The sequence below is a fragment of the Pseudomonas sp. FG6 genome (assembly GCF_057809015.1).
Genome location: NZ_JBMDJD010000021.1, coordinates 81,027 through 97,653, shown reverse-complemented (window position 1 = coordinate 97,653; position 16,627 = coordinate 81,027). Strand labels below are relative to the sequence as shown.

The following is a 16,627-nucleotide window of genomic DNA, read 5'->3' as shown; positions in this document are numbered from 1 at the left end:
TTTGGGCGCAATCATAGCGCCCGATTGAAGTGTCCAAAATCATTAGGCCAGTTCAAGCTCGCTCCCACACAGGAATCTACCTACAGGGGATCCACCCGCCGGGGGATTTGCATCGGGCAGGATCAACCCGCCTTGCGCAACGCCGCATGCTGCGGATTGAACGTCCACACCGCCAACAGCGCGAACACCACGGTCAACCCCGCGCAGACCGCCAGCGCCAGCAGGTTGAGCTGCTCGTACAGCGCAAACCGCACCAGTTCCACGCCATGGGTGAACGGGCTGAGCGCGCAGAGCCAGTACAACCAGGGGCTGGCTTCCTGCATCTTCCACAGCGGGTACAGTGCCGAGGACAGGAAGAACAACGGGAAAATCACGAAATTCATCACCCCGGCAAAGTTCTCCAATTGCCGGATGGCATTGGACAGCAGCAAGCCCAGGGCGCTGAGCATCAACGCCACCAGCAGCAACGCCGGCAAGGCCAGCAGCAGGCCCATGGTCGGCGGCTGGATACCGTACAGCCAGGCGATGGCGAGGAAGGCGTAGACCTGCAACAACGAGATCAGCGCGGTCGCCAGCAGCTTGCTCGCCAGCAGGAACGGCCGGGGCAGGGGACTGGTCAGCAATACCCGCATGCTGCCCATTTCCCGGTCGTAGACCATCGACAGCGAACCTTGCATGCCGTTGAACAGCAGGATCATGCAGGCCAGCCCGGGTACGATGTACACCTCGTAGGGGATGTAGGTGTCGTAGGGTGCGATGATGGCGATGCCCAGGGCGGCGCGAAAGCCGGCGGCGAACACCAGCAGCCACAGCAATGGCCGCACCAGCGCGCTGAGCAGCCGGGTGCGTTGCAGGACGAAGCGCAGCCACTCGCGCATCACGACGCCGCTGAAACATTGCCAATATGCACTCATGAAACGGCTCCCGTGGCGGTCAGGCGGGTGAAGGCCGAACCGAGGGTGCCGCCGTGCTCCAGGCTCACGGCGTCGGCGCGGCCGCTGGCGACCAGTCGGCCCTGGTGAAGGATCAACAGGTCGTCGCTGGGCTGCACTTCGTCCAGCAAATGAGTGGTCCAGAGCACACTGATGCCCTGTTCGCTGCACAGTTGGCGGATGTGCAAGCCGAGGGCGAGGCGGCTGGCGGGATCGAGGCCGACGCTGGGTTCGTCCAGCAGCAACAGGCGCGGCTCATGGAGCAGGGCCCGGGCGATTTCCACTCGGCGTCGATGGCCGCCGTTGAGGTCGCGCACGCGCTCGTGGCGGCGCTCCTTCAGATGTTGGCGGGCCAGTTCGGCGTCGATCCGTACGCCGCCCTGACGCGGCGACAAACCGTGCAAGGCGAGGTGATAACGCAGGTTCTGCTCGACGCTCAGGTCCAGGTCCAGAGTGCTCTGCTGGAACACCACGCCCAGCTGGCGCAAGGCCGGTCGTGGGGACGTGCGCAGGGAGTGCCCGCCGACGCGAATGTCACCGCATTGCAAGTCGTACAGGCGCGTGAGCAGGGCAATCAGTGTGGATTTGCCGGCACCGTTGGGCCCCAGCAGCGCGGCGAAACGCCCGGCCGACACGCTGAAATCGAGCCGCTTGAGGACGTCCCGCGGGCCGTAGGCAAAGCTCAAGTCGCTGACCTCCAGCGCGTTCATGGCGTGACCACCACGCCCCAAGGGTAGCGCCCGACCTTCACCGACTTGAGCACCTTGCGGCTTTGCACGTCGATCACCGAGACATCACCGCTCACGCCATTGGTCGCCAGCAGTTGGCGCTGGTCCGGGGTGAATGCCAATTGCCAGACCCGCCGGCCCACCAGCAGGTAGTCCAGCACCTCGAAGGTCTTGGCGTCGACCACCGCCACGTGATTGGCCGGGCCCAGGGCGACGAAGGCGAGCTTGCCGTCGGCGCTGAGCTTGATGCCCACTGGCTGGACCTTGTCCGGGTGCACGCCCTTGATCTGGAAGGTCAGGGTCTTGAGGACCTTGCGCGTGGCCACGTCCAGCACGGTCAGCGTGCCGCCGATCTCCGCCGAGGCCCAGAGCTGGGTGCCGTCGCGATTGAACTCGACGAAACGCGGCCGCTGATCCACCAAGGTGTTGTCGGCCAGGGTCTGGGTGCTGGTGTCGATCCAGTGCAGCATGTTGGTGGTTTCACTGGTGTTGACCGCCCACTTGCCGTCCGGGCTGACCGCCATGCCTTCAGGTTCGACACCCACGCCGACCTGGCCGAGGATTTCGGAGGTCTGGGTGTCGATCACCGTGACCAGCGCATCGTCCTCATTGGACACATAGAGCCAGCGGTCGTTGGGGTGCAGGGCGAACTGCTCCGGGTCCTTGCCGGAGGGCAACTCCTTGATGATCTTGCGCGTGGCCACGTCCATCACCTGGACCCGGTCCGAATCGCTGGCGCAGATGTACAGCAGGCGGTTGTCATGGGACAGCAGCAGGCCCCGTGGGCGCTGGCCCACCGGCAGGGTGTCGATGACTTCCAGGCTCTGCATGTCGATCAGGCTCAGGCTGTTGTCCTTCTCGTTGGAGACCCAGGCGATGCTGGCGGCGGCCGGGCCGGCGGCGAACAGCGCCGCGCCCAGGGCGAGGGCCCGGCATAACAGGGCCGGAGAGAACAGGGCAGGGTATGGGCGGCGCATGGCGGTTTCCTTATTGTTGTTATCGATCAAGGGTCGTTGTCGATCAGGGGTAACGGCAGCTCACTTCGGGCTGGTCGTAGCCCAGGCTGTCCATTTCATTGGTCGGGTGCAGGAAGCCGTCTTGTGGCGAGGTGCTCACCAAGGCGCGAGGCTGGACCAGTGGGATAGGCTGGCGCAGTTGGCCGTTCCAGGGGCGATAGCTGAGCTTGCGACCCTTGAAACCGTCCAGGGGCAACTGGTCGCTCAGGGCCAGTTGGCGGATCGCGAGCGGGTCATCCTGGCGCAGCTTGCCGACGGCGCTGGCGATGCTGCGCACGGCGATCCAGGCGGCGAAATCGCGGTCGTTCATCCAGCGACCGGACAAGGCTTCGAAGCGTTTTTGCAACTGCGCCGCGCCGTAGGTTTCCACGGTCTTGTGCCAGCCGGTGGGGGTCAACCCTTGGGTGCCGGCCACTGGGCGCGGGTACCAGGTCTGGTAGGGCAGGTATTCACCGAAGTCGCCACGCTCGTCGGCCACCAGCACCACGTCGTATTCGGCGGTCTGGGTGAACAGCGGCATGTCGGCCTGGGCGCTGCGGCGCTGGTCGTTGTCGAATGTCCAGGCCTTTTCGGCGACGGTCTTCATGCCGAAGCGTTTCATGGCCCGGCGCAAGGCGGCGGCGTAGGCCTGGTCTTCGGGCGTCTGACCGACGATCAGCAAGGCCCGCTGCCATTTGCGCACGACACTGAACTGGATGAGGGCATCGGCGAGCATCGCCCGGTCGGGCAGGCTGTGCAGCACGTTGCCCAGGCAGTCGGTGGTGCGCAGGCTGTCGTCGGGGCTGCCGGCGTTGAACAGGAGGCTGTCGGGCAAGGCGGTGCTGAGCTGGCGCAGGCTTTGCGCCGGGGCGTTGATCACGAACAGGCGCACACCCTGGTCATGCTGGACGCGGGCCGCCTGGAGCAGCGCTTCAGGGCTGTCGACGCTGGCGCTTTGCAGGTGATAGTCCTGCTTGAGAAAACGCCCGGTGCTGTTGCTGTCGATGATCGCCAGCTCCGCACCGCGTAGCCCGGCATCGGCGGGCTCGGCGATGATGTTGGACAGCAGAGGACCGGGGTCGGGGCGATAGCCCAGGTAGCCGATGCGTATTTGCAACCCGGCCTCGTCGCCCGCCTGCACGGCGCTCGGCAGCCAACCGCCGGCGGCGGCCAGCAGGGGGATCAAGGCGTAACTCAGAAGCCGGCGCATATCACCTCCAATGCAGGTAGCCCCAGCATAGGAAGCCCGTGCTCACGGGGAAATATGCAGAAAGTACCGCCGGGGCAGTACCAAGGTAGTAGCCCTGATTCGGGGCCGGGGTTCTAGCATGCAGGCATCGTCATTGTTCAGGGAGCGGACAGGCCATGCGGATTCTCAAAGCGCTGCTGTTGCCGTTCCTGCTGATCCTGAGCCTGGTTGGGGTGGACCGGTTGTCTGCCAAGAAAATCGACTGCAGCGACCAGAAGACCTGCAGCCATCCAGTGCCCTCTGTGGGAGCGAGCCTGCTCGCGATGAGGGCGTCACATTCGGCATACCTGTTGACCGGAAGATCGCTATCGCGAGCAGGCTCCACACAAGAGGTCTGTGACCAGGGCGGGATGTGTGGGATCCCGGCAATGGCGCCCTGACCATGTCAGCCCTCTGGCGAATCAACCTCTGGGTCTCGGCCTTCTTCGCCCTGGTCACCCTGGCCTGCGCCGTCCTGCTGTTGCACCAGGCCGTGGCCGATGTGAAGCGCGAGTTGCAGTCGGCCGAGTCGGTGGTGCATTACCTGCGCGAAACCGCCGAGCGTGACCCGGACAGTCTCCAGCCGCGGTTGACCGGCAGCCTGCGGCATGTGCGGGTGCGCTGGCTGGCGCCGGGAGAAGCCTTGCCGGTGCCGGTCGAAGACGGGTTCAAGGCCTGGCTTGGCCAGCGCCTGCTGGAAGACGGGCCCGCTGCGCAGCAGGTGGACTTGGCGGACGGTCGAAGAGCCTGGATTGCGGTCGACCCTCGGGATGAAATCCAGGAGATCCTCGATTCCCTCGTGCAACTGCTGGGTGTCTGCGCCATGGCGCTGTTGCTGAGCCTGCTGGTGATCCGCTGGGCGGTGCGTCGGGGCATGCGCTGGCTGGACCAGTTGCTGCGTGCGCTGTGCGAGGTCTCGGCTGGCAATCTGCAGGTCCGCTTGCCGGTCGAAGGGGTACCGGAAGCGCAGCATCTGGCGGGGCATTTCAACCGCATGGGCGCAGCCTTGGCCGAGGCCCGGGCCGATAACACTCGGCTTACCCAAGCCTTGCTGGCCGTGCAGGAGCAAGAGCGCACCCGGTTGGCCCAGACCCTGCACGATGACCTGGGCCAGTACGTCGCCGGCATTCGTGCCCGGGCGTGTCTGCTGCGCCTGGTGGTCGATCAGCCGCCCGCGCTGGAGCAGACCGTCAGCCAGCTGGAAGCGCATTGTGAGCATTTGCAGCAGGGCTTCCGGGCGTTGGTGCACGACTTGTACCCGGTGGTGTTGCAGCACTTGCCGTTGAACGAAGCGCTCGAAGTGTTGGCCGGGCAATGGCAGGCGAGCCAGGGTATCACCTGCCAACTGCGGATCGATGACGCACTGCCGCCCTTGTCCGGGCCGGACAAGACCCATCTGTATCGCTTGCTCCAGGAAGCGCTGACCAACGTCGCCCGGCATGCCGGCGCCAGCCAGGTGCGGATTCGCCTGCAACACCGGGCCGGTCGCCTGCGCTTGCTGGTACGCGACAACGGCCGCGGTTCGGCGCAACCAGCGCGTGCGGGCGTTGGCCTGCATTCGATGTCCGAACGGGCCCGCAGCCTGGGGGGTGAGCTGCGCGTCATCAGCCAGCCCGGCGCCGGTTGGGCGCTGGCCTTGAACATTCCCATGGAGGCGTGATGAACATTTTGTTGGTGGACGATCATGCGGTGGTCCGACAGGGCTACGCCAGCCTGTTGCAGGTGCTGATGCCGGACCTGTCGGTGCGGGAAGCGGCCACGGGCGAAGAGGCGCTGAGCCAGGTGCAGGAACAGGTGCCCCACCTGGTGATCATGGACTTCGGCCTGCCCGGCATCAGCGGACTGGAAGCCACCCGGCGCCTGCGCCAGCGCCTGCCGCAACTGCGGGTGTTGTTCTTCAGCATGCACGATGAGCTGCCATTGGTGCGCCAGGCGCTGGACGCCGGCGCCTCGGGCTACCTGACCAAGAACTCCGCACCCCAGGTGCTGGTGGAAGCGGTGCGGCGGGTGCTGGCGGGCCACGTCTACATCGAGCAGGGCCTGGCGACCCAACTGGCCTGCGCCAGCTCCCGACACGACGCCGACCCGCGCCTGCAATCGATGACCCAGCGCGAGCTGGAAATCTTCGTCATGCTCGCCAAGGGCACCCCGGCGCGGACCATCGCCGAACACCTGTGCATCAGCGCCAAGACGGTCTCTAATCACCTCACGCTGCTCAAGAGCAAGCTGCAGGTCAGCTCCCACGCCGAGCTGGTGCACCTGGGGATCGACATGGGGGTGGTGCGGGTGGCGGGGTGAATGTTTGATTTGAAATGCAATCACCTGTGGCGAGGGGATTATCCCCGCTATGTGGGAGCAAAGCTTGCTGGCGATGACTGCGCCAAATCCCGTGGCGAGGGAGCTTGCTCCCGCTGGGGTGCGGAGCGCCCTCAAACCCGGCACTTCAGTGTGTCAGGCTCATTGAGTCGGCCCTATTGGGGCTGCTTCGCACCCCAGCGGGAGCAAGCTCCCTCGCCACAGGGGGGCGCGTCAGGCTCATTGATCCCAGGACACCGGACACCCCGCGCACCCTTGCATATTGGCCCCCTGGAAATTCCCGTAGTGCTGGCGCGAGCCGCGCAGGTCGGCCTGTTCCAGGTTGCTTTCAGCGAGCTTGACCTCTTGCAGGTTGGCGTCGCGCAGGTCGGCGCCCTTGAGGTCGGCCTTGTTCAGCCAGGCCATTTCCAGATCGGCGGCCTGCAGGTTGGCCGCGTGCAAGCGGGCGCCGGACAGGCGGGCGAATTCCAGGTAGGCGCCGCTCAGATCGGCCCGCTGGAACTGTGCGCCCTGGGCGAACAGGCCCCAGCCCTGGATCGCCTTGAGCGTGGCGCCGGTGAAGTCCGCCAGGCGCAGGTTGCTCTGTTGCAGGCTCGCACGGGTCAGGTTGGCACCTTGCAAACGGGCCTTTTCCAGGTTGGCCAGGTCCAGCCGGGCGTGGCGCAGATCGGCATCGCGCAGGTCGGCACCGCTGAGGTTCATCTTGCGCAGGTCCTGGTTCGCCAGGTTCGCCCCGCGCAGGTCGACGCCGGGGCATTGGCTGGATTCGGCGATGAGGCAGCCGTTGATGGTCAGGGGGGTATCGGGATTATCGGCATTGGCAAAGGTGCCGATGAACAGAAGCAGCAATGGCAATAATTTCATGGCAGGTACTCGGGCAGTTGTGGGAGCGGGCTTGCTCGCGAAAGCGATGGTTCAGTTGATATGGATTTTGACTGTGCCGACGTCTTCGCGAGCAAGCCCGCTCCCACACGGGATTGGGTACAGGTCAGGGTTACTTTTGCGCCGTTGCCTTATCCCAGGCCGGAATCTTGAACACCCAGAACGACCCGCCCTGGGCCACGGGCTTGGTCAGCTCGGCCATATCGCCGCCCCACAACGGCACGGCACCGCCGTAGCCGACGGTCACGCCGATGTACTGCTCGCCGTCCTGCTCCCAGGTAATGGGCGGGGAGACGATGCCGCTGCCGGTCTGGAATTTCCACAGTTCCTGGCCGGTCTTGGCGTCGAAGGCCTTGAAGAAACCATCGCCGGTACCGGTGAACACCAGGTTGCCCTTGGTGGCGAGCACGCCGGCCCACAGGGGCAGGGGTTCCTTGTGCTCCCAGACCACCTTGCCGGTGGTCGGGTTCATCGCCCGCAGGCTGCCGACGTGATCGTCGTACATGCGCTTGATGCGAAACCCCATGCCCAGGTAGGCCGAACCTTTCTTGTAGTTCACTTCTTCGGTCCAGTACTCCTCTTTCCACTGGTTGCCCGGCACGTAGAACAGGCCCGTGTCCTGGCTGTAGGCCATGGGGTTCCAGTTCTTGCCGCCGAGGAACGGTGGCGAGACTTCCACCGGTTTGCCCTTGGTTTCGCCGGGCAACGGCTTGGCCGGGCGCTGGCCGGGATTTTCCACCGGGCGACCGGTCTTGAGGTCGATGTGGCTGGCCCAGGTGATGTTGTCGACGAAAGGGAAAGCGTTCTGCAGCTTGCCGTTGTTGCGGTCCACCACGTAGAAGAAGCCGTTGCGATCGGCGTGGGCCGTGGCCTTGATCACCTTGCCGTCCTTGTCCTTGTAGTCGAACAGCACCAGCTCGTTGTTGCCGGAGAAGTCCCAGGCGTCGTTGGGTGTGTGCTGGTAGAACCACTTCACCTCGCCGGTGCTCGGGTCGACGCCGACCTGGCCGGAGGTGTAGAGGCTGTCGTAGTCGTGGGGGTTGCCGTCCTTGGCCGTGCGCGCCCAGGTGTTCCAGGGTCCGGGGTTGCCCGCGCCGACGATGATGGTGTTGGTCTCGGCATCGAAACTGGCGCTCTGCCAAGGAGCACCGCCGCCGTGGCTCCAGGCTTCGACCTTGCCGGTCTCGGTGGTCTTGTCATCGGGCCAGGAGGGCGCCTTGACGTCGCCGGTCGGGGTGCTGTCCTTGCCGTTGAGGCGGCCCATGTGGCCTTCGACAAACGGGCGCATCCAGACTTCCTCGCCGGTGTCCGGGTCACGGGCGAACAGTTGGCCGACCACGCCGAACTCGTCGCCGGAACTGCCGTGGATCAACAGGACCTTGCCGCTGGCCTTGTCCTTGATCAGCACCGGGGCGCCGGTCATGGTGTAGCCACCGGCGTGATCACCGAACTTCTTGTTCCACACCACCTTGCCGGTGTTCCTGTCCAGGGCGATCAGCCGCGCGTCCAGGGTGCCGAAGTAGATCTTGTCGCCATAGATGGCCGCACCGCGGTTGACCACGTCGCAGCACGGGCGAATGTTGTCCGGCAGGCGGTGGTTGTAGGTCCACAGGCGCTTGCCGGTCTTGGCATCGAGGGCGAACACCCGCGAGTACGAGCCGGTGACGTACACCACGCCGTCGCTGACGATGGCCTGGGATTCCTGGCCGCGTTGCTTCTCGTCGCCGAAGGAGTAGGACCAGGCCGGCGTCAGCTTGAACACATTCTTGTCGTTGACCTGGGCCAGCGGGCTCCAGCGCTGGGCGTTGGTGCCCATGCCGTATTGCAGCACATCCTGGGTGCTCAGGTGATCGTTGGCGATGTCTTCCCAGGTGACGGCGGCGCGGGCCACGGGGCTGAGCGAGAGGCCGCCGGCCAGCAGCAAGGCAACGGCCAGGGAGGAACGGGCGGGGAGGTTTTTTATTGTCATGGTGGGCATTCCCAGTGAGGTTTTGACCTGACTAGGTTGGGTCGCGCCGTGCTGCGCCGATACGGAAAAAGTCCCGCCCTTGCCGGGAAGACTTCCCGCCGCGCCTGTCTTTGCGACCTGCGTCGTAGGGCCTGCTACCAAGGAACTAGTGCCCGACCACCAAAGCAGCATTCGGCTCGGGCCGGGGCCTTCCTAAGATGACGGCACGGCCTCTGTAAAGAGGTCTTGCGTGTAATCCAGAGGGCATAACAATGACAACAAAACGCAACGCCATCATCGCCACTGCATTGCTGATGGGGCTGGCCGGCGCAGGTTCCGTGTGGGCCCATGGCAACGTAGTGCCCCAGGCTGTGGAGACCAAGGGGCTGACCTCGATCAAGGACGCCGGCGTCGCGGTCGATGCCGACGGCTGGGCCTCGGTGAACCCCTATCGCACTTCGCCGGAGCGTGAGCGGGCCTTGGAAATCGGCTCCTCGGCCTACAACCAGAACTGTGCGGCCTGCCATGGCTTGGAAGCCAAGTCCGGCGGGATCGCCCCGGACCTGCGCATGCTCGACGCCGCCGAAGCCGGCGATGAATGGTTCGTCGAGCGCGTGCGCCATGGCGCGGTACGCGACGGTCGGGTCTACATGCCGAAAATGGCCGACTACCTGAGCCAGGAAGCCTTGTGGGCGGTGCGCACCTACCTCGACAGTGTGCACGTCGAGGAATGATCGCCATGCGCCTGTTCGCCTGGGTAATGTGCAGCGTGCTGCTGTGGGGCCAAACGGTGCAGGCGCAGGTGCGCAGCTACGACCAGATGATCGCCGCCGGCGAGCTGAAGGTCGCGGTGTACAAGGACTTTGCCCCCTACAGTTTCGAAGACCACGGCCAGCCCCGTGGCGTGGACGTGGAACTCGCCCAGGCCCTGGCCAAGGCGCTGGGCGTGCGCCTGCGACTGATTTGGGCGCCGCCCGGCGAGAAGCTCGACGACGACCTGCGCGACTACATCTGGCGCAGCAGTCCGCTGCATGACCGGCAACTGGCCGACCTGATGATGCGCGTGCCCTACGACCATGACTACGTGCAACGACGCAACGACGTCGGCGAGCTGGAAAACGCCCAGGTGGTGATGTTCGGACCCTACCAGCAGGAGTGCTGGCAGGTCGCCTATGACCGCCGACGGCTGGATTCGGTGGGCAGCGTCGCGGTGTTCCAACAGCACCCCATCGGCGTGGAAGTCGACAGCGTGCCGTCGTTCTATCTGACGTCGGTGTTCAACGGCATGCTCAGCGCCAAGACCCATCATTACCCTGGTGTCAGCCAGGCGTTCAAGGCCATGCAAGCGGGCGAGGTCGACGCGGTCATGGCCATGCGCGGGGAAGTCGACTGGCAGGTGCACGAGGCCGCCGATCCGCAACTGGCGCTGGCGGAAAACGCCTACCCGAACATGGGCAAGCGGCGTTGGGAAATCGGCATGGCGGTGCATGAGAGCAACCGGCAACTGGCCTATGCGGTGGAAGAGGCCCTGGAAGGCTTGATCCGCGACGGCAGCGTCCAGAATGTCTATGCCCATTACGGCCTGCGTTATGACGTGCCCGAGATGTATCAATAGGAGCGCAAGGATGAGATGGCCCCAGTGGCGCCTGTTGTGCTGCCTGTTGTGCAGCCTGCCGATGATGGCGCTCGCGGCGGTCGAACCGGGGAAGGACCCGGTACCGTCGGTGATGTGGGCCTTCTATCACAAGCAATTGCTGGGCGATGCGCCGTTCGTGTTCGACGATCGGGTGCGGTTGCTGGCGCCGCCTTTTGCCGAAGACGCGCGCCAGGTACCGCTGGAAATCGACGCCCGGGCCTTTACCGGCGATGTGGTACGGATACTGGCCTGGGCCGAGTTGAACCCGTTGCCCCGGATCGTCGATTTCCACCCCGGGCCTCGTGTATTGCCCTGGCTGTCGATCCGTATCCGCATCGAGCAAGCCACCCCGTTGCGCGCCGCCGTGCAGACCCGCGACGGCCTCTGGCATGTCGGCTCGACCCTGATCGACGCGGAGGGCGGCGGTTGCACGGCGCCCAGCGTGGTGCGTACCCAAGCGGGTTGGGAAGAGCACCTGGGCGAGGTATTGGGCGCGCGCTACCCTCGGGGCGACAGCAGTCGCTTGCGTTTGCAGGTCGCGCACCCGATGGACAACGGTCTGGTGAGCGGCATCCCCGAGTTCTACCTCAACCAAGCGCAATTGCTGGGCGCCGACGGTGAAGTACTGGCGCGCCTGGAGCTGTTCCCGGCCGTCAGCGAAAACCCCAACCTGGGCTTCGACCTCCAGGGCCCGGGCCGCACCCGACTGTTGCTGCGTGACAACAGCGGCAACGCCTTCGAAGCGGCAATCCCCTGACCACAAGGAGTGCGCCATGCGCTGGTTGTTGCTGATCTTCATGGCCTTGTACTGGCCGGCCTGGGCCGACACGGACTATGGGCTCAAGCCCCGGCAGATCGCCGAAGGCACCTGGCTGCTGGAAGGCAGCACCGAGAATTTCGCCAAGGCCAATGGCGGCAACATCGTCAATACGGCGTTCATCGTCACCGATGCCGGTGTGGTGGTGATCGACACCGGGCCGTCCAGGCGCTATGGCGAGGCGCTGCGCCAGGCCATCGCGGCAACGACCGACAAACCGGTGATCCAGGTGCTGCTGACCCATCATCATCCCGACCATGTGCTGGGTAACCAGGCCTTCAGCGATGTGCCCATCGGCGCCTTGGCGGGCACCACGCAGCTGCTGCGCCAACAGGGCGATGCGCTCGCGGAAAACATGTACCGCCTGGTGGGCGACTGGATGCGCGGCACCGAGGTGGTGCTACCCACCCAGGAACTGGCTGCCGGGACGCTGACGGTGGGCAATCATGCGTTGCGCCTGCTGCAATTGGCCGGGCACACCGGGGCTGACCTGGCGATCCTCGACGAGACCACCGGCGTGTTGTTCGCCGGTGACCTGGTGTTCTACGAACGCGCCCTGACCACCCCCAACAGCCCGGGGCTCGAAGTCTGGCTCAAGGACCTGGACACCTTGCAGGCGTTGCCCTGGAAACAGATCGTACCCGGCCACGGCCCGGTGGCCAGCGACGCCGCGCCCTTCGTGCAGATGCGCGATTACCTGGGCTGGCTCGACCAACTGATGCGCGACGGCGCCGCCCGTGGCGACGACATGGCCGAGATGATCCGCAGCCCCATCCCCGAGCGCTTCGCCGGCATCAGCCTGAGCCGGTATGAGTTGATTCGCAGCGTCAGCCATCTGTATCCGCGTTACGAGCGGGTAGGGATGAAGCGGGTGGATGCCCATGACCCTGGCTAATCACACGTCCCTGTGGCGAGGGAGCTTGCTCCCGCTGGGCTGCGCAGCAGCCCCTCTTATCGGTCACCCTTAAGGTTGGTTTCGATTGGGCTTTTTATAGGGCCGCTGCGCGCCCCAGCGGGAGCAAGCTCCCTCGCCACAGGGGTTGTCCGCTGACCTCCACATGTACCAAGGAACTAGATAACTCAATACAGCGGGCAATTGTTGGCGACGGCCCCGAGCCCAAGAATCTGTGGCAGACCGGGAAAATTTCCCGGGTATAACAATAACCGCAGAGGTAGCCGTCATGACTCATCCCGCACGTCGCCAACCCTTCGCCATAAGCCTGCTGCTCAGTGCCATGCTGCTGTCGGGTTCGGCCTTGGCCGCCGTGACCGATCAGGAAATTCTCCAGGACCCGAAAAACCCGCAACAGGTCGTGACCAACGGCCTGGGCGTCCAGGGCCAGCGCTACAGCCCGCTCGATACCCTCAACGTCGATAACGTCAAGGACCTGCGTCCGGTCTGGGCGTTTTCCTTCGGCGGCGAGAAGCAGCGCGGCCAGCAGGCCCAGCCGATGATCAAGGACGGGGTGATGTACCTCACCGGGTCCTATTCGCGGGTGTTCGCGGTGGATGCGCGCACCGGCAAGAAGCTGTGGCAGTACGACGCGCGCCTGCCCGATGACATCCGTCCTTGCTGCGACGTGATCAACCGTGGCGTGGCGCTGTATGGCGACCTGGTGTTCTTCGGTACCCTCGATGCCAAGCTCGTGGCCCTGAACAAGGACACCGGCAAAGTGGTCTGGAGCAAGAAGGTCGCGGACCACAAGGAAGGCTACTCCATCAGCGCCGCGCCGTTGGTGATCAACGGCAAGTTGATCACGGGCGTGGCCGGTGGCGAGTTCGGCGTTGTGGGGCAGATCAGCGCCTTCGACCCGAAAAATGGTGATCTGCTGTGGACCCGTCCAACCGTGGAAGGCCACATGGGCTACGTCTACAAGGATGGCAAGGCCATCGAGAACGGTATTTCCGGTGGCGAGGCCGGCAAGACCTGGCCGGGCGACCTCTGGAAAACCGGCGGTGCCGCGCCTTGGCTGGGCGGCTACTACGACCCGGAAACCAACCTGTTGCTGTTCGGCACCGGCAACCCGGCGCCGTGGAACTCCCACCTGCGCCCTGGTGACAACCTCTATTCCTCCTCGCGCCTGGCCCTGAACCCGGACGACGGCAGCATCAAGTGGCACTTCCAGAGCACCCCCCACGATGGCTGGGACTATGACGGTGTCAACGAGCTGATCTCGTTCAACTACAAGGAAGGCGGCAAGGACATCAAGGCGGCGGCGACCGCCGACCGTAACGGCTTCTTCTACGTGCTCGATCGCACCAACGGCAAGTTCATCCGTGGCTTCCCGTTCGTCGACAAGATCACCTGGGCCAGCGGCCTGGACAAGGATGGACGGCCGATCTACAACGAGGCCAGCCGTCCGGGCGCGCCAGGCAGCGAAGCCAAGGGCAGCTCGGTGTTCGTCGCCCCGGCCTTCCTCGGTGCGAAGAACTGGATGCCCATGGCCTACAACCAGGACACCGGGTTGTTCTACGTTCCGTCCAACGAGTGGGGCATGGACATCTGGAACGAAGGCATCGCCTACAAGAAGGGCGCGGCGTTCCTCGGGGCCGGTTTCACCATCAAACCGCTGAACGAGGATTACATTGGCGTGCTGCGGGCCATCGACCCCAAGACCGGCAAGGAAGTCTGGCGTCACAAGAACTACGCGCCGCTGTGGGGCGGCGTCCTGACCACCAAGGGCAACCTGGTGTTCACCGGGACGCCTGAAGGCTTCCTGCAAGCATTCAACGCCAAGACAGGGGAAAAGGTCTGGGAATTCCAGACTGGCTCCGGCGTGCTCGGCTCGCCCATCACCTGGGAAATGGACGGCGAGCAATACGTCTCCGTGGTCTCGGGTTGGGGCGGTGCGGTGCCCCTGTGGGGCGGCGAAGTCGCCAAGCGCGTGAAGGACTTCAACCAGGGCGGGATGCTCTGGACCTTCAAGTTGCCGAAGGATCTGGTGGCCAAGCGCTAAAATCTGCGCTCACCTGTGGCGAGGGAGCTTGCTCCCGCTCGACTGCGAAGCAGTCGCCCTGCGATGGACTTGCAGGGCCAAGAAGCGGGGAGCGCTCCGCACTCCAGCGGGAGCAAGCTCCCTCGCCACAAGAGCATTCGTCGCCGTTTTGCAAAACCTACGACCAAATAACGAGAGCCCCACTGCCAACGACGCATTCGTCCCGGCAGCGGGGCTCTCTACCATCGGCCTATCGCCTGTCCCATGACAGGCATCGACCAGGCAGAGGCCCATCATGATCTATGCACAACCCGGAACCCCAGGCGCCGTCGTTACCTTCAAGCCGCGTTACGGCAACTTTATCGGTGGCGAGTTCGTCGCGCCGGTCAACGGCGAGTACTTCACCAATACGTCCCCGGTCAACGGCCAGGTGATCGCTGAGTTCCCGCGCTCCAGCGCCGCCGACATTGACAAGGCCCTGGACGCTGCCCATGCCGCCGCCGACGCGTGGGGCAAGACCTCCGTGCAGGACCGCTCCCTGGTGCTGCTGAAAATCGCCGACCGCATCGAGCAGAACCTGGAAATCCTCGCCGTCAGCGAGACCTGGGACAACGGCAAGGCCGTGCGCGAAACCCTCAATGCCGATGTGCCGCTGTCGGCCGACCATTTCCGTTATTTCGCCGGTTGCATCCGTGCCCAGGAGGGCGGCGCCGCCGAGATCAACGAACTGACCACCGCCTACCATTTCCATGAGCCGCTGGGCGTGGTCGGGCAGATCATCCCGTGGAACTTCCCGCTGCTGATGGCGGCCTGGAAACTCGCCCCGGCCCTGGCCGCCGGCAACTGCGTCGTGCTCAAGCCGGCGGAACAGACGCCGCTGTCGATCATGGTCCTGGCCGAGCTGATCGCCGACCTGCTGCCACCGGGCGTGTTGAACATCGTCCATGGTTTCGGTCGCGAAGCCGGTGAGGCCCTGGCCACCAGCAAGCGTATCGCCAAAATCGCCTTCACCGGCTCCACCCCGATCGGTTCGCACATCATGAAGTGCGCCGCCGAGAACATCATCCCGTCCACCGTGGAACTGGGCGGCAAGTCGCCGAACATCTTCTTCGAAGACATCATGCAGGCCGAGCCGGCGTTCATCGAGAAAGCCGCCGAAGGCCTGGTGCTGGCGTTCTTCAACCAGGGCGAGGTCTGCACCTGCCCCTCCCGGGCGCTGGTCCAGGAATCGATCTACGCGCCGTTCATGGCCGAGGTCATGAAGAAGATCGTCAAGATCAAGCGTGGCAACCCGCTGGACACCGAGACCATGGTCGGCGCCCAGGCGTCCGAGCAGCAATACGACAAGATCCTTTCCTACCTCACCATTGCCCAGGAAGAGGGCGCCGAACTGCTCACCGGCGGCGCGGCCGAACGGCTCGAGGGTGACCTGTCGAGCGGCTATTACATCCAGCCGACCCTGCTCAAGGGCCACAACAAGATGCGCGTGTTCCAGGAGGAGATCTTCGGTCCAGTGGTGGGCGTGACCACCTTCAAGGACGAAGCCGAAGCCCTGGCCATCGCCAACGACACCGAGTTCGGCCTCGGCGCCGGTCTCTGGACCCGCGACATCAACCGCGCCTACCGCATGGGCCGGGCGATCAAGGCCGGTCGCGTGTGGACCAACTGCTACCACCTGTACCCGGCGCATGCCGCGTTCGGTGGCTACAAGAAGTCGGGTGTGGGTCGTGAAACCCACAAGATGATGCTCGACCACTACCAGCAGACCAAGAACCTGCTGGTGAGCTACGACATCAATCCGTTGGGGTTCTTCTAACCCAGCAACACCGCGAAGCCTGATATACAACTGGGCCTATGTGGGAGCACAGCTTGCTCGCGATGCAGGCGACTCGGTCTGTCCGGTTGACCGAGTCGCCTGCATCGCGGGCAAGCCTTGCTCCCACAATTCTCAATCCGCATCGTTAGTACCAACGCACCCCACCCACCGCTTCGAAAGTAGCATTCGAACCCCGGGTGCCCCGTGCATTAATGACCTTGCCGGAATCGCCCGGTACAAGAAGAGGAAAGACCCATGTGGACTAAACCCGCTTACACCGACCTGCGTATTGGCTTTGAAGTGACGATGTACTTCGCCAACCGATGAGTGCAGCCCCGGCCTGACGCGTTCAGGCCGGGCTACCCATTGGTCTGATTGCAATCGCGGCGGGAT

General features: G+C 64.5%; 15 protein-coding genes. 9 read left to right on the top strand and 6 right to left on the bottom strand.

Annotated features, from left to right (window positions below):
- Positions 1-122: 122 nt before the first annotated feature.
- From ACODSJ_RS15630 to ACODSJ_RS15615, 4 genes are read right to left on the bottom strand one after another with little or no spacing between them, the layout of a single operon-like run.
- A complete protein-coding gene (locus ACODSJ_RS15630) occupies positions 123-914 on the bottom strand; it encodes an ABC transporter permease (RefSeq protein ID WP_489102581.1) in 792 nt (263 codons plus the stop codon).
- Positions 911-1,642, bottom strand: a complete 732-nt coding sequence (locus tag ACODSJ_RS15625; protein WP_489102580.1) for an ABC transporter ATP-binding protein — start codon at positions 1,640-1,642, stop codon at positions 911-913. The genes ACODSJ_RS15630 and ACODSJ_RS15625 overlap by 4 nt, the downstream gene beginning before the upstream one ends.
- Positions 1,639-2,637 (bottom strand): YVTN family beta-propeller repeat protein, encoded by a 999-nt coding sequence (locus ACODSJ_RS15620; RefSeq protein ID WP_489102579.1) that lies wholly within the window; start codon positions 2,635-2,637, stop codon positions 1,639-1,641. The genes ACODSJ_RS15625 and ACODSJ_RS15620 overlap by 4 nt, the downstream gene beginning before the upstream one ends.
- A 43-nt stretch (positions 2,638-2,680) precedes the next feature.
- Positions 2,681-3,865: an ABC transporter substrate-binding protein gene (locus ACODSJ_RS15615; RefSeq protein WP_489102578.1), complete on the bottom strand. Its 1,185-nt coding sequence runs from the start codon at positions 3,863-3,865 to the stop codon at positions 2,681-2,683.
- Between the two features lie 421 nt (positions 3,866-4,286).
- On the opposite strand from ACODSJ_RS15615, the gene ACODSJ_RS15610 reads away from it, so the two are divergent.
- Together ACODSJ_RS15610 and ACODSJ_RS15605 are read left to right on the top strand one after the other, a co-directional pair.
- Positions 4,287-5,543: a HAMP domain-containing sensor histidine kinase gene (locus tag ACODSJ_RS15610; RefSeq protein WP_489102577.1), complete on the top strand. Its 1,257-nt coding sequence runs from the start codon at positions 4,287-4,289 to the stop codon at positions 5,541-5,543.
- The gene (locus ACODSJ_RS15605; RefSeq protein WP_489102576.1) at positions 5,543-6,181 is read left to right on the top strand and encodes a response regulator; all 639 of its coding nucleotides are present in this window, start codon (positions 5,543-5,545) and stop codon (positions 6,179-6,181) included. Before ACODSJ_RS15610 ends, ACODSJ_RS15605 begins: the two co-directional genes overlap by 1 nt.
- A 237-nt stretch (positions 6,182-6,418) precedes the next feature.
- Here ACODSJ_RS15605 and ACODSJ_RS15600 read toward each other — a convergent pair whose 3' ends face one another.
- Both ACODSJ_RS15600 and exaA read right to left on the bottom strand, forming a co-directional pair.
- Positions 6,419-7,063: a pentapeptide repeat-containing protein gene (locus ACODSJ_RS15600; protein WP_489102575.1), complete on the bottom strand. Its 645-nt coding sequence runs from the start codon at positions 7,061-7,063 to the stop codon at positions 6,419-6,421.
- Between the two features lie 130 nt (positions 7,064-7,193).
- Positions 7,194-9,050 (bottom strand): quinoprotein ethanol dehydrogenase, encoded by a 1,857-nt coding sequence (exaA, locus tag ACODSJ_RS15595; protein ID WP_489102574.1) that lies wholly within the window; start codon positions 9,048-9,050, stop codon positions 7,194-7,196.
- 251 nt (positions 9,051-9,301) lie between these two features.
- On the opposite strand from exaA, the gene pedF reads away from it, so the two are divergent.
- The 7 genes from pedF to pqqA all read left to right on the top strand — a co-directional run bounded on the left by pedF (position 9,302) and on the right by pqqA (position 16,561).
- Positions 9,302-9,763 carry a cytochrome c-550 PedF gene (gene pedF, locus ACODSJ_RS15590; RefSeq protein ID WP_489102573.1) on the top strand — a complete coding sequence of 154 codons (462 nt, stop codon included), beginning with the start codon at positions 9,302-9,304 and terminating at the stop codon, positions 9,761-9,763.
- A 5-nt stretch (positions 9,764-9,768) separates the two neighbouring features.
- The gene (locus ACODSJ_RS15585; protein ID WP_489102572.1) at positions 9,769-10,644 is read left to right on the top strand and encodes a substrate-binding periplasmic protein; all 876 of its coding nucleotides are present in this window, start codon (positions 9,769-9,771) and stop codon (positions 10,642-10,644) included.
- 10 nt (positions 10,645-10,654) lie between these two features.
- Positions 10,655-11,422: a quinoprotein dehydrogenase-associated SoxYZ-like carrier gene (locus ACODSJ_RS15580; RefSeq protein WP_489102571.1), complete on the top strand. Its 768-nt coding sequence runs from the start codon at positions 10,655-10,657 to the stop codon at positions 11,420-11,422.
- A gap of 16 nt (positions 11,423-11,438) precedes the next feature.
- Positions 11,439-12,377 carry a quinoprotein relay system zinc metallohydrolase 1 gene (locus ACODSJ_RS15575; RefSeq protein WP_489102570.1) on the top strand — a complete coding sequence of 313 codons (939 nt, stop codon included), beginning with the start codon at positions 11,439-11,441 and terminating at the stop codon, positions 12,375-12,377.
- 286 nt (positions 12,378-12,663) lie between these two features.
- Entirely contained in the window at positions 12,664-14,439 is a 1,776-nt protein-coding gene (locus ACODSJ_RS15570) for a PQQ-dependent methanol/ethanol family dehydrogenase (RefSeq protein WP_489102569.1), read from the top strand.
- Positions 14,440-14,713: 274 nt separating this feature from the next.
- A complete protein-coding gene (gene exaC, locus ACODSJ_RS15565) occupies positions 14,714-16,234 on the top strand; it encodes an acetaldehyde dehydrogenase ExaC (protein WP_489102568.1) in 1,521 nt (506 codons plus the stop codon).
- A gap of 255 nt (positions 16,235-16,489) precedes the next feature.
- Positions 16,490-16,561 carry a pyrroloquinoline quinone precursor peptide PqqA gene (gene pqqA / locus ACODSJ_RS15560; RefSeq protein WP_003243383.1) on the top strand — a complete coding sequence of 24 codons (72 nt, stop codon included), beginning with the start codon at positions 16,490-16,492 and terminating at the stop codon, positions 16,559-16,561.
- Positions 16,562-16,627 lie beyond the last annotated feature (66 nt).

Coding starts and splice junctions, on each gene's coding strand:
- ACODSJ_RS15630 (WP_489102581.1), bottom strand. CDS start 914: ATGAGTGCATATTGGCAATGTTTCAGCGGCGTCGTGATGCGCGAGTGG.
- ACODSJ_RS15625 (WP_489102580.1), bottom strand. CDS start 1,642: ATGAACGCGCTGGAGGTCAGCGACTTGAGCTTTGCCTACGGCCCGCGG.
- ACODSJ_RS15620 (WP_489102579.1), bottom strand. CDS start 2,637: ATGCGCCGCCCATACCCTGCCCTGTTCTCTCCGGCCCTGTTATGCCGG.
- ACODSJ_RS15615 (WP_489102578.1), bottom strand. CDS start 3,865: ATGCGCCGGCTTCTGAGTTACGCCTTGATCCCCCTGCTGGCCGCCGCC.
- ACODSJ_RS15610 (WP_489102577.1), top strand. CDS start 4,287: ATGTCAGCCCTCTGGCGAATCAACCTCTGGGTCTCGGCCTTCTTCGCC.
- ACODSJ_RS15605 (WP_489102576.1), top strand. CDS start 5,543: ATGAACATTTTGTTGGTGGACGATCATGCGGTGGTCCGACAGGGCTAC.
- ACODSJ_RS15600 (WP_489102575.1), bottom strand. CDS start 7,063: ATGAAATTATTGCCATTGCTGCTTCTGTTCATCGGCACCTTTGCCAAT.
- exaA (WP_489102574.1), bottom strand. CDS start 9,050: ATGACAATAAAAAACCTCCCCGCCCGTTCCTCCCTGGCCGTTGCCTTG.
- pedF (WP_489102573.1), top strand. CDS start 9,302: ATGACAACAAAACGCAACGCCATCATCGCCACTGCATTGCTGATGGGG.
- ACODSJ_RS15585 (WP_489102572.1), top strand. CDS start 9,769: ATGCGCCTGTTCGCCTGGGTAATGTGCAGCGTGCTGCTGTGGGGCCAA.
- ACODSJ_RS15580 (WP_489102571.1), top strand. CDS start 10,655: ATGAGATGGCCCCAGTGGCGCCTGTTGTGCTGCCTGTTGTGCAGCCTG.
- ACODSJ_RS15575 (WP_489102570.1), top strand. CDS start 11,439: ATGCGCTGGTTGTTGCTGATCTTCATGGCCTTGTACTGGCCGGCCTGG.
- ACODSJ_RS15570 (WP_489102569.1), top strand. CDS start 12,664: ATGACTCATCCCGCACGTCGCCAACCCTTCGCCATAAGCCTGCTGCTC.
- exaC (WP_489102568.1), top strand. CDS start 14,714: ATGATCTATGCACAACCCGGAACCCCAGGCGCCGTCGTTACCTTCAAG.